The following is a 12,360-nucleotide window of genomic DNA, read 5'->3' on the forward strand; positions in this document are numbered from 1 at the left end:
AATTACTATTGAATCACTGGAAAGCCGGCATCTGTGATGAGCTGACTCGCCTGCGCAGCAGATAGAGTAGTTTCAAGAGTGACGGTCTGACCTGCCAAATCCGCCTGAACTTTAGCCTGAGGGTCCTGAGCCTGCACTGCCCGAGTGACGGCATTAATGCAGCCCCCACAGGTCATTCCGGAAACTTTTAAACTCAACATATAGGGCCTTTTGCTGTGAAAATAGCTTGTATAGAGTAGATTATCTTCTATATGGATCCCCAAAAAGACACTAATTCAGAGCTATTTACTCTAGATATCGGCGGGATGACCTGCGCCTCTTGTGTTGGCAGGGTTGAAAAGGCTCTAGACAAGATTCCCGGCGTGGAAGCGGCCAGCGTGAATTTGGCAACTGAACAAGCCAAAATTCGCGTAAACGCTGATTCCGGGGTCAAAATCGATGACATCATCGCTTTAGTACAAAAAACAGGTTATTCAGCCAAAATCAGTGCGCCCCACGGCATTCCTGAGTTAGCCCCCTCTAAATTGTTCTGGGGGACTGATGGTCTGGGTCGCGTCATTCTAGGCTTTAGCCTTTCAGCTCCACTCTTTCTACCCATGTTCCTCATGCCTTTTGGCATTCATTGGTCACTGTCACCGACATGGCAACTATTACTTGCAACTCCAGTGCAATTCTTTTTAGGATGGCGCTTTTATAAAGCAGGCTTCAAATCTCTGATGTCGGGTGTTGGCAATATGGATTTATTAGTCGCGCTCGGCACAAGTGCAGCCTACGGATTAAGTGTGTATCAAATGATTGCATCACCCCATGCAAGTCATGGACTCTATTTTGAAGGATCGGCTGTCATTATATGCATGGTCATGCTTGGTAAATGGCTGGAAGCAAGAGCCAAGCAACAAACTAGTGAAGCAATACGCGCCTTGCAAAAGCTATGGCCTGAGCATGCCAAAGTCATCGAGCGAAATATTGTTATCAGCGAGAACTCTGCATTAGACCAATTTCGAGATCTTCCTCTAGATCAGGTATTCCCTAAAGATCGCGTCTTAGTGTTGCCAGGTGAACGTATACCGGTGGATGGAATCATCTTACTTGGCAACAGCCATGTTGATGAATCCCTCCTCACTGGAGAAAGCGACCCCGTCAAAAAACATCTTGGTGAAAAGGTCATTGGCGGCTCACTCAATGGGGAAGGCCTGTTAGTGATCGAGGCCCAGGCGGTAGGCGTTGAGAGCGTTCTCTCAAAAATTATTTCTTTAGTAGAGGATGCGCAAACCCAAAAAGCACCTATACAAAAATTAGTCGATCAAGTAAGTGCAATTTTTGTTCCTAGCGTGATTGGGATTGCAATCATTACTGGATTAGCGAACTGGTTTTATTTGGACTCTGCATCTGTCGCCATATTGCGCGCAGTCTCAGTTCTCGTTATTGCATGTCCATGTGCCCTGGGTCTTGCAACACCTGCAGCCATCATGGCAGGGACTGGCGTGGCAGCACGTTTTGGAATCCTCATCAAAGATCCACAGGTATTAGAGTTAGCGCATCGCTTAAACATAGTGGCCTTCGATAAAACAGGCACCCTCACTATTGGCAAACCAAGACTGCTAGAGATTATTCCTTTTGGTGATTCATATGCGGTTGATGACATTCTCGCGAGTGCAGCAGGTTTACAGCTTGGTAGTGAGCACCCTCTTGCAAAAGCACTGTTAGATGCCGCTAAACAAAGGGGCTTAAATCCCATCACGCCAACAGACAGCAAAGCCCTGCCCGGCATTGGTATCAGCGGCAGGCCAAGCGCTGGCGTTTTTCTGGGCCTTAGTCTGAACCTACAAAGCATTGCATCGTTAGAAGGCAATCCACACTACTCCGCAATACTTGCAAAGGCACAAGCCTGTTTTGACGCCGGTCAAACCATCTCCGTATTAATGAATCAAGAAAATCCTTCCTCACCCATTGCGATCATTGCCTTTGGAGATGAACTCAAAGATAACGCTCAAGAGGCGGTTACTTCACTACATAAGTTGCATATTCGCGCAGTAATGCTTTCTGGTGACAATCTAGCTGCAGCCAATCGTGTTGCCAAAACGATTGGCATTCAAGAAGTGTTTGCAAAAATTATGCCAAGCAATAAAGCAGAAATTATTCGCCAACTCCAATCGAAAGATGGTGAACGTCAATTTGTTGCAATGGTAGGAGATGGCGTGAATGATGCCCCTGCTTTGGCAACTGCAGATGTGGGTATGGCAATGTCTACGGGCACTGATGTGGCCATGCAAGCTGCCGGGATTACCTTAATGCGAGGTGATCCCACTCTGGTTGCGAATGCTATCGATATCTCCAGGCGGACCTGGAAAAAGATTCAGCAAAATTTATTCTGGGCTTTTATCTTTAATGCTACCGGGATTCCATTGGCAGCGCTCGGTTATCTGTCACCCATGCTAGCTGGCAGTGCCATGGCCTTATCGAGCTTCTGTGTTCTTAGCAACGCCTTACTACTCAAGCGCTGGCGTCCTGCGCATTAACAAATAAGAAGCATTGCTTACTTGCATATTGTCACTTATTTGGAAGTAATTTATTTTTGATTCTTGCGAATAAGTTCAATATCACCATAATACGCACGCGCTTCTGATTTGGTATTGTCTGTATCGGTGAGTAAGGCGATACCAATGACCTGACCAGGGCTCTCACCGTAGGCACGCTTATAGTCGGCCGCTAAATCACGCTGATGCTTATGCCACTGATCCAAACCATCCCAACCAGAATCCACCACAATCATTTTGATGCGAGAGGTATGCGCATTTGGAATGATGGCATCCACAGGGGACTTTCCGGACCAGATGTACATCAGTGTGGCATACGGCATTTCTTGGCCACTAATCAGATTGGCCATTTCAAAAGTCATTTTTTCTTTTAAGGGTAACTTTGACTTATTGCCATCGAATGCAACCAAGATACGTAGCGGAGCATCATCTGCGTAAGCATCCGCATTATCAGCATTCGCAATTGGGTTGATGGCTTTCCATTCCCACTGCAGCCATAAATTATTTGCCTTACGGGGGCGTAACTTCACAGCCAATCCGGAGGCAGATGTTTTGGAATTTGCGCTCAAGACTGTTCTGCCTTGATAGTTTTCCAGGCGATATATCGTATTCTTTTTAAAGGGTGCTATGCGGTAAAAGTTCCAACCATTGGGCATGCCAGCACGCGCAGTTTCAGCAGAGAATTTGGGTAGCTCTTCTTGCGCCGGCAATTGATCCACATTAAATGCCTGTCCTGCCTCGTTTTGCACAGATTCTCCGCCCAGCCCAGCACAGCCAGTCAAAAATACGACTGCGCCAAGGATTAAAAGTGGGAGAGCTTGCTTAAGCATGCCTTAATTGTCCCAAAGAATGGTCTTTGTGAGTCTAAAATCATCGAATGCGCCAACAATCACCTTCCAGCTGGGCTGCAATCTGCGTCCTTATTGCCGCGGTAGTGCACCTGGCTCTGGGCTTTTCAATAGAGTTTTCAGTTGATGAGGCCCACTATGCGCTATATGCCCAACATTTAGCCTGGAGTTATTTTGATCACCCACCGTTGGTGGGTTGGATTCAGTGGCCCTTGGTGGCACTCACCTCTTCAGAAGGCATTATTCGTCTGATTCCAGAGTTGTTGTGGATTCTCTCTTGTTACTTAGTTTATGAAGTTACGGTTGAAGTACACCACTTTATTCGTGGGCGCAACGCTGGCTATCTCACCAGTGCACTGCCATCAGCAAACTTATGCGGACTAATGGCGGTCTTAACAGTTATCGCTGCACCCATGTTGCACATTCTGGCAATCGGTTTACTACCGGACACTTTACTTGCGCCATTAAGTCTTGGTCTGATGTGGATGGCTTTACGTTGGTTAAGTAAAGACCAATTTACCATTGGCGATTGGATTATTACTGGCGTTTTGTTAGGCCTAGCTGGCTTAAGTAAATACACGGCCGCCTTTACTGCGCTTGCGTTGCTATTGGTATTTTTGAGTACGCCAAGAAAACCATGGATCACCAAAGTAGGTTTTTGGATTGCCACACTAAGCGCTCTACTCCTGATCACCCCCGTCCTGTATTGGAATTGGGCTAACGATTGGATTTCATTCAAATATCAACTTGCCCATGGTGGCGGTGGAGAATGGCTCTGGCGCAGGCTAGGCGCTTATATCGGCATTCAAATACTAGTCTTTGGTCCTCTTTTCATCTTGGGATCTGTTGTGTTTTTAAAAGACTGCATGCACGCTACAAAACTGTCATTGCTTGCGCTCTTCGGATTCTTTCTGATTCCATTTGCAATCTTTGTCAGCCTCTCTGGTGGAGGTGGACTTCCTCACTGGACTTCACCTGCTTGGTTCTGTCTCGCACCATTTGCCGGAATTGGCTTAGCAAAAGCTTGGGCTACACAACATCGTTACTGGATTCGCATTTTATTTTTTATTCAAATTGCTTTATGTTGTATCGGCTTTGGATATGTATTGTCAGGTGGCATCAGTTCGGCCTCAATCAAATCCAATCCGATTGCTGATTTGTATGGCTGGAAGGTAGCGGGTCAAAAAGCAGCAGACCTTGCTAAGGCCACTAAAGCCAATGGCATTGCTGTTCAAAACTGGACATTAGGAAGCCGAGCTGCTTGGTACGCTTCACCTACACCAGTTTATGTTTTAGACCAGAGGCAGGATCAGTTTGATCTCTGGTTTGGGGATTTACCAAAAGGGGCGAATGTACTCCTGATTAACTGGTCTGACATGCCATACCCTTTACCGGTGGGCAAGAAATCAGCCTTTCAAGCCTGCGAGCCCTTGGATAGCCTAGAAATCGTCCGATTTGGCCGAGTTCTGTCTAAATTTGACTTTAGCCTCTGCAGTCATTGGCAAGGCCCTGGCCAAGCGGAGTAATTCCCCCAAATTCAAGACCTTAGGCGCCCGAGGCATTATCCTTACGCTTATGAGTTCACCAGCCCAACCCACCCCAAAGACCCAATCGGGGTGGAAATCCATTCTCAAGAAGGCTTGGCCTACTATTCGCGTTCTACTCTCCATTGCCTTGCTTTGGAAAGCAACGAGTGGAATTGATTGGCGCTCACTATTTGATACCCATATTCAGATGCAGCCGCTATGGTTCTTAGCGGCTCTAGCAAGCATGGTATTTGCATTTATTTGTGGCGGATATCGCTGGGGCTTGTTTATGCAAAGAGTGGGATTTCCAAGCCGTATTCGCTCTTACATTGGCCTCTACTTTGCCGGCGGTCTCATAAACCAAGGCCTGCCTAGTACCTTGGGTGGCGATAGTTATCGCGCCATTACTGCAACGCATTTGACCAGCACCGGCAATCTCTCGGAAACCAAAGAGCTGGATGATGAACTTCATCACTCAGTAGACCTTGAGCACGCCACACCTAAATTGCGTTTAAGTTTTTCGATGGTGTTGGTAGATCGCCTTCTTGGTTTAGCGGGCAACAATTTACTAGGCGGGATTGGCTTGATATTGGGTGGCGCCACCCTCGCAGCCTGGGGTCAAGATTTGGGCTACGCAGTCATGGCGGTAATGCTGCTTGCTGGCGTAGCAATCGCCCTTATCCTTGCCTGGGGGCCGAGCAAGCAACTCCTGCAAAAACTCTTAGAACGTTTCAATATGAACAAAGCCATGCCTGGTATCCAGCTAGCGTTTGCGTGGCCTAACAATATTGCTCAAGCATGCCTGGCGATTGGCATTCATTTCCTCACTATTTTGACGCTACTCTTTTGTCTTAAGGCTTACGGTGTAGATGCACCTATTGAAGGCTTAATGATTGGCTTACCTGCGCTCAGCCTGTTGCTCATGTTGCCAATTAGCATTTCGGGATGGGGCTTGCGTGAAGCCACCCTTTCATCGGTCCTGGCCTTATGGGGTGTTAACCCCTCGCTAACAGTATTAGCCTCCATTAGCTACGGAGCAATTACTGTTTTATCGGTGTTGCCAGGCGCCTATTTTTTATTAAAACGAAAATAATTTTTTAGAGCCAAAATATGACTATTAGTGTCAACACTATGCGCGCGATTGATCATTGGGTCGGTGTGCCTCTTTGTGCAATCGTTAGCCCATTTATCGCTTTGATTGATCGCATAAAAAATATATTCAATCACGGCCCAGAGACTCCAAAAAAATTACTCTTTATTGAACTCTCGGAAATGGGAAGCGCCATTCTGGTAGATCCTGCAATGCGCAATGCAAAAGCTCGTGGAGCAGAATTGTTTTTCTTGATCTTCAAAAGCAATCGCGCCAGCCTGACTTTGCTCAACACAGTTAAACCAGAAAATATCTTCACAATTGACTCATCTAGCTTGGGCGGATTAATCAAGGATACGCTGCGCTTTTTGGTTCTTGCTCGCAAACACCGCATTGATACTGTCATTGACCTAGAGTTGTTCTCTCGATTTACCGCCCTACTGACTGGCATGTGCGGTGCTCGTCGTCGCGTCGGTTATCACATTTTTCATGGTGAAGGATTGTGGCGCGGCTTTATGCTCACTCGCAAGGTGCATTACAACCCGCATATTCACATTACTAAGAATTTTCTATCTTTAATTCATGCGGCGTTTGCCCAAAAAATTGAAGTTCCATTCAGCAAGATTGAGATTCCGGACTCTGAAGTACGCCTAGAGCAAGCCATCATCAATCCAAGCGCACTAGAAAAGGTGCGTGAGCGTATCGAAAAAATGGCTAAAGAGGCGCGCATCAATTACACCCCGGGGAAAGATCGCCTCATCCTGATCAATCCAAATGCAAGTGATCTACTTCCACAACGCCGCTGGGCACAACAGCGTTTTTCTGAGTTGATTCAAGCAATCCATCAGCAATATCCCAACGATCTCATCTTGATTACCGGCTCACCTGCTGAGTTTGTCTACGTAGAAAAAGTTCGCGCTGTTGCCAATGTTAAAAATGCATTAAATTTTGCTGGACAGGTCGGCTTTGCTGAGCTGCCACCGTTGTACACGCTATCAGATGTCATGGTTACCAACGACTCTGGTCCTGGTCACTTTTCAGCCGTGACGCCATTGAGAACAGTCGTTCTCTTTGGACCGGAGACTCCAGCCCTTTATGGTTCTGTTGGCAATTCCATTGCGATCACTGCCAATCTAGCTTGCTCGCCCTGCGTAAGTGCTGCCAATCACCGTAAAACCCCTTGTCAAGACAACGTGTGCATGCAGGCCATCACTGTTCCGCAAGTGCTGGATAAAGTGATCGCACAATTGCAAGACGCTGATAAGGCAAAGGCTCGCTAAGCTGGATGAGCAAAATGGCAATTCCTACCTTTGCTTGGTTCATTCCATTAGCTCCTATTGCGCTCGCTTGCGCAATCTACTTTGGTGAGTTTCAAAGCAGTACTTTTTTATTCGTTAACCGCTTTACACAATTACTGCCAGATACCCTTTGGGCTTGGCTTACTTTTTTAGGTAATGGCTGGGGAGTATTTGCACTTACCTTTCCATTGCTGTTGCTTGCACCAAGGATGCTGACTGCTGGAATTTTTGCTGGCGGGATAGCCGCATTAGCAAGCACAGTCTTAAAAGGCCTCTTCGACCTGCCAAGACCTGCAGGCGTCCTAACCGATGGCAGCTTTTATCGAATTGGTGAAGCATTACTCTATAAAGCTTTCCCATCTGGTCATACGCTCACTGCATTTGCTATTGCAAGCGCCTTGTATTTTTCCGTAGACAAAGATAAACGCGCTCCATTGATGCTGCTATTTTTACTTGCAGTATTAGTGGGCCTATCACGCAGCGCTGTAGGCGCTCATTGGCTAACTGATGTTTTAGGTGGTGCAGGTGTTGGTATTTGGTGTGGAATGCTCGGGGCACTTGCGGCTAATCAATTTTCTGAAAACCAACTGGGGCCAAGAAAAATCTGGTCGCATCTGATTGCACTTGGCGGTGTTATCGCAATGTACGCCCACCTTACTCAAATCATGGATCTGGACTTAAATCTGCCATTGCAGCATCTCTCCATTGCCATAGTGGCCTTCACCCTAGTCTTTTATGTCAAGGCGCAATTTACTCAAGCGCCTCGCAAGGCAGAATAATTCAAGATGTTTAGCTATCGACATGCATTTCATGCGGGAAGTCACGCAGACATCCTGAAGCACCTTACCTTAATTCACTTGGTTCAATACCTTCAAGAGAAGCCTGTTGCCATTACCTTTGTTGATACCCATGCAGGTGCTGGCATCTATAGTTTGCAAGATGGCTTTTCTACTGTGAGTAAAGAAGCTGATGGCGGAATCTTTCGCCTCAAGCAATATGCAGAAACTTGCCATCACGCAAACAATCCAATCCCCGAGAGCATCCAAGAGTACTTGAAGTGCATTGATGCTGAGAACATTGAGGGACATCTAAATACCTATCCTGGCTCCCCCTTTATTCTGGCACGCCTGCTGCGTCCACAAGATCGACTCAAGCTCTTTGAGCTCCACCCCAAAGAGATCGATATTCTGCGCCACAATATTGGCGAACTAAAACAGTCTAAACAGATTGATATTTATGCTGAGGATAGCTTTGCCAGACTCAAGGGACTACTGCCCCCTCCTAGTCGACGCGGCCTCGTATTAATTGACCCTTCTTACGAAGACAAGCAAGACTATCGTTATCTTGAGCTCGCCATGGAAGAGGCGCTGCAACGCTTTGCAACCGGCTGCTATGCGATTTGGTACCCAGCACTCTCTAGAAGAGAGTCGGCAGCCCTACCTGACCGTCTGAAAAAAATTGCTACCGCACATAAACGCTCATGGTTACATACAGAATTACGAGTTGAAAATGCGCCAGGTGAGCGCCGTTTGCAAGCTAGCGGGATGTTCATCATCAACCCACCATGGACTCTAGAAAAACATCTGGCCCAGGCACTACCGACCTTAACGAAGGCTTTAGGCATCAATGGCGGCGGCCAATTTTTATTGAAGAGCTTCGAAGCTAAGAACTAGTCACGTAAGGTGATCATGACTTCATTGCGACGCATGAAGGGCAAAGTCCAAGGCGGGTTATAACGTGCGAAATTAGGAGTGCCGGCACTTTGCAAATTACGAGACTTCATCCACTGCTCCAGCTCTAGCGTTTTCTCGGCCACTTTCTGGCTATTATAAAAACCACTAAAACTAATGACTGCCCTTTTTACTGCGGGAATTTGGCGCAATTGCACTTGCGGACTCATGGGCTTGGGTATCGATTCCATCGTATATTCAGCAGGCATCACGAACGACACTGTCCATTTGCCGGCTTTAGACTCAATTCCTACCGGTGCAGTCATTGCAATCTTTGCGCTCTTCACCGATTGATCTTCGACTGTCACTGGCGCAGTCATTGCAATTTTTTCGCTCACTTGATTCTGGCCAAAAATATAAGCAGCAATCAAGCGAAATCCTTGGCTCGAGGCCTCATCTAAATCACCCTCAACTTGTACCTCAGCAACAATCATGGGTGCATAAGAGCGGATTTCAAAGGGTGGTTCTTTTTCGAGAACAGCATATTTTGGCTCTTCGGTTGCCATGACTGCTCCAGTAAAGGTGAGTGCAATGAAAACTAAAAGACTTTTAAAAAAAGAGTTTCCCACACTGGTCTCAGTAAACATTACCACTGTGCTTTAAGTTCAAATCCATTTGAATTGAAATGTAAATCGGCTTGCGCACCAACAGGCAAAGTTAATTTATTGGCCTGATGTCCGAATGGCAGCCCGGTCAAAATTGGAATCGCTTCCGGCAAACGTTTGCGTATCGCCTCAATAGCGCGCTCGAGCGAATACCCCTTATCGTTGTCGTAAAGACGATAGGCAGAAAATCCACCCAACAATATGGCTAATTGATTTGCAAGAATGCCTGCATCTAAAAGTTGCATCAACATTCTTTCAATTCGATAAGGATGCTCATTCACATCTTCCAAAAATAAGATCCCGCCTTGCGTTTGCTGAGCGCTTGGAAGATATGGTGTGCCAACTAAACCAGCCAGAACCGTTAAATTACCGCCCCACAATAAACCTGTGATTGAGTGCGCATCTTTTTTACCCAAGAAAGATTGTGGGGTCGACACTTGGCAATCCAGCCTTCGGTCTTGAACTGCGGCCTGGAAATGCTTCCACATAAACTCATCCGGCACTACCGGTGAACCATCATCACCCAACCTTCCAAAGTCATAGTTCAGCATCGGACCAGCCAAAGAAATGGCGCCAGTTTTTGCTAGTAATCCTAACTGAAAGACAGTGAAATCACTATGACCACATACTTGCAAGCCGTTTTGAATAGCCTTTGCAATTGCTTGCCACTCAATACCGGGTAGCAAGCGATGTAGACCATAGCCTCCACGCATAGACATCACTACAGTCTGAGGCTCTAATTTGGATATGGCATTTAACTCAGCAAGCCGTTCATCATCGTTGCCAGCGAAGCGCTCATGGACGCGATGTATGCAATCTGCATTAAGGATAGCGATATCTTGAAGTCCAAACCAGTCAATACCAGCCAATGGACTTTTACTATCTAAGCTTGCTCCAGAAGGAGCAATGAGGTGAATGGATTTCAACGTCGCCCCTTAAAAAAATCACGCAGCAATTGACCGCACTCTTCACTCATGATGCCACCTTCAACACTGGTCTGGTGATTAATCTGTTTTGAAGAAAATATATCTAGCACGCTACCAGCAGCGCCTGTTTTGGGGTCTTGCGCCCCATAAACCACTCGATCAATCCTAGCATGGAGCATGGCGCCGGAGCACATCGCACACGGCTCAAGAGTGACATATAAGGTGCTGCCTGGGATACGGTAATTCTCTTCGGTTAGCGCTGCTTCTCGCAAGGCCAGCATTTCAGCATGAGCACTAGGATCATGGTTTGCAATCGGCTTGTTAAATGCCCTCGATATGACTTGGCCACCCCGAACTAGCACTGCGCCTACAGGAACCTCACCTGATTGCGCTGCCAACTGAGCTTGCTCAATTGCCATACGCATATATTGCTGGTCAAGCTCTGTTTGCGTCATTTAGACAGGATGCACATCAGCCCAGCAATTGGGCGTCTCATAAAGACGAATGGAAGAGAGCTCTAAGCGACCACTAAAAGCTTTGCTGAAAACGGGCTTCAAGATTGCAAAGGCCGTGTTAGCTAAGTTCTCAACAGTTGGCACATGCTCCATGATGACCGTCTTGTGATCAGGTAAGGTTGACAAGAATGCAACCAGCCCTTCATCCTCTTTGGCCACTAAAAATGCATGATCCCAAAGATCTACTACGTATTGGTTTGTTAGGCGTTTGATATCGCCAAAGTCGAGCACCATGCCATCATCTGCTTTACCAGGATGATCAGCTACCTTGCCAGTCAGAGTGACTTCTATTGCATAGCGATGTCCGTGCAGATGCCGACATTGACCATCATGATTGGGAATACGATGCCCGGAGTCAAACTCAAGGCGGCGGGTAATGGAGATGGCAGGCTGTTTATTTGTCATTCGGTGCTTAATTAATCCTATTTGAGCTTAGTCAACTATCGAATCCCAATCAGTTTATGAGATTGCAGGCTCAATCTCCATAAGGGACGCTTTTGACATAAGCTTACCGCTAACTCAGTATTACTTTTAAGGTTTTTCCCATCCATGGGTTGCAAGAAACGATTGCGATAATCCATTCCCTCAAAGCGGGCCATGATTTTTTCTAATGCTTGATGGTCATTTTGTGGGATGACTAGCTTTAACTCATCCGCTTGAAGAACAATCAGATCAGCGCCAGCTTTAGGGCTTACACAAACCCAATCAACTCCTTTGGGAACTTTAATGGTGCCGTTCGTTTCAATCGCCACTTCAAAACCTTTTTGATGAAGTGCTGCAATTAACTCCTCATCCAATTGCAGGAGCGGCTCCCCACCAGTGAAAACTACATAACGCTGCTGCGGACCAGCCGAAGTGCTACGCCATGAATTCTCAATTGCATCAGCAAGTGATGCAGCGGTTTCAAACTTACCACCGCCAGCACCATCGCTACCTACAAAATCGGTGTCGCAAAACTGGCAAATCGCTGAGGCGCGATCTTCTTCACGCCCACTCCAAAGATTGCATCCAGCAAAACGACAAAATACGGCAGCCCTACCAGTGTGGGTGCCTTCGCCTTGAAGTGTGGGGAATAGTTCTTTAACGGTATACATAGCAGTGCGTCTATTTTAAGCGCTTTGCTTATTTCCAGGAGATTAACTCCCACTCTAGATAGTCTTCCCAGTAGGCATTAGCCCAATAGACGCCAGTAGTGATATAGCGTCCTGAACTACGCCGAATAACCCAGCGCCCGATTTCTGGCGTAAACCACAAGTCCTCTTGCCGCTCATTGCCAACCCTAAAT

13 protein-coding genes are annotated in these 12,360 nt (G+C 46.8%); 6 read left to right on the forward strand and 7 right to left on the reverse strand.

Annotation, left to right across the window (positions count from 1 at the left end):
• Positions 1-5 precede the first annotated feature (5 nt).
• Complete coding sequence (locus tag ICN40_RS03700; RefSeq protein ID WP_072582998.1) at positions 6-200, reverse strand: heavy-metal-associated domain-containing protein; 195 nt, start codon at positions 198-200, stop codon at positions 6-8.
• A 51-nt stretch (positions 201-251) separates the two neighbouring features.
• Between ICN40_RS03700 and ICN40_RS03705 the strand changes: the two genes are divergently transcribed.
• A complete protein-coding gene (locus ICN40_RS03705; RefSeq protein WP_216242234.1) occupies positions 252-2,519 on the forward strand; it encodes a cation-translocating P-type ATPase in 2,268 nt (755 codons plus the stop codon).
• A gap of 50 nt (positions 2,520-2,569) precedes the next feature.
• On the opposite strand, the gene ICN40_RS03710 is transcribed toward ICN40_RS03705, so the two are convergent.
• Entirely contained in the window at positions 2,570-3,367 is a 798-nt protein-coding gene (locus tag ICN40_RS03710) for a DUF3047 domain-containing protein (RefSeq protein ID WP_216242236.1), read from the reverse strand.
• Between the two features lie 47 nt (positions 3,368-3,414).
• Between ICN40_RS03710 and ICN40_RS03715 the strand changes: the two genes are divergently transcribed.
• From ICN40_RS03715 to ICN40_RS03735, 5 genes are read left to right on the forward strand one after another with little or no spacing between them, the layout of a single operon-like run.
• Positions 3,415-4,911, forward strand: coding sequence for a glycosyltransferase family 39 protein (locus tag ICN40_RS03715; RefSeq protein WP_216242238.1), 1,497 nt, complete (start codon positions 3,415-3,417; stop codon positions 4,909-4,911).
• Between the two features lie 49 nt (positions 4,912-4,960).
• The gene (locus ICN40_RS03720) at positions 4,961-6,004 is read left to right on the forward strand and encodes a lysylphosphatidylglycerol synthase transmembrane domain-containing protein (RefSeq protein WP_216242240.1); all 1,044 of its coding nucleotides are present in this window, start codon (positions 4,961-4,963) and stop codon (positions 6,002-6,004) included.
• A 17-nt stretch (positions 6,005-6,021) separates the two neighbouring features.
• Positions 6,022-7,281, forward strand: coding sequence for a glycosyltransferase family 9 protein (locus tag ICN40_RS03725; protein WP_216242241.1), 1,260 nt, complete (start codon positions 6,022-6,024; stop codon positions 7,279-7,281).
• A 14-nt stretch (positions 7,282-7,295) separates the two neighbouring features.
• A complete protein-coding gene (locus ICN40_RS03730; protein ID WP_255561120.1) occupies positions 7,296-8,078 on the forward strand; it encodes a phosphatase PAP2 family protein in 783 nt (260 codons plus the stop codon).
• Positions 8,079-8,084: 6 nt separating this feature from the next.
• The gene (locus ICN40_RS03735; protein ID WP_216242244.1) at positions 8,085-8,972 is read left to right on the forward strand and encodes a 23S rRNA (adenine(2030)-N(6))-methyltransferase RlmJ; all 888 of its coding nucleotides are present in this window, start codon (positions 8,085-8,087) and stop codon (positions 8,970-8,972) included.
• Here the strand turns inward: ICN40_RS03735 and ICN40_RS03740 are convergent.
• The 5 genes from ICN40_RS03740 to queE all read right to left on the reverse strand — a co-directional run bounded on the left by ICN40_RS03740 (position 8,969) and on the right by queE (position 12,169).
• Positions 8,969-9,535, reverse strand: a complete 567-nt coding sequence (locus tag ICN40_RS03740; protein ID WP_216242246.1) for a heme-binding protein — start codon at positions 9,533-9,535, stop codon at positions 8,969-8,971. The genes ICN40_RS03735 and ICN40_RS03740 overlap by 4 nt on opposite strands.
• Before the next feature lie 80 nt (positions 9,536-9,615).
• A complete protein-coding gene (locus ICN40_RS03745) occupies positions 9,616-10,560 on the reverse strand; it encodes an LD-carboxypeptidase (RefSeq protein WP_216242249.1) in 945 nt (314 codons plus the stop codon).
• Positions 10,557-11,015 carry a tRNA adenosine(34) deaminase TadA gene (gene tadA / locus ICN40_RS03750; protein WP_216242251.1) on the reverse strand — a complete coding sequence of 153 codons (459 nt, stop codon included), beginning with the start codon at positions 11,013-11,015 and terminating at the stop codon, positions 10,557-10,559. Before tadA ends, ICN40_RS03745 begins: the two co-directional genes overlap by 4 nt.
• A complete protein-coding gene (gene queD / locus ICN40_RS03755) occupies positions 11,016-11,480 on the reverse strand; it encodes a 6-carboxytetrahydropterin synthase QueD (RefSeq protein ID WP_216242253.1) in 465 nt (154 codons plus the stop codon). It abuts the gene before it with no gap.
• A 35-nt stretch (positions 11,481-11,515) separates the two neighbouring features.
• A complete protein-coding gene (gene queE, locus ICN40_RS03760; RefSeq protein WP_216242255.1) occupies positions 11,516-12,169 on the reverse strand; it encodes a 7-carboxy-7-deazaguanine synthase in 654 nt (217 codons plus the stop codon).
• Positions 12,170-12,360: the final 191 nt, after the last annotated feature.

Source organism: Polynucleobacter sp. Fuers-14 (assembly GCF_018882045.1).
Classification (GTDB): domain Bacteria; phylum Pseudomonadota; class Gammaproteobacteria; order Burkholderiales; family Burkholderiaceae; genus Polynucleobacter.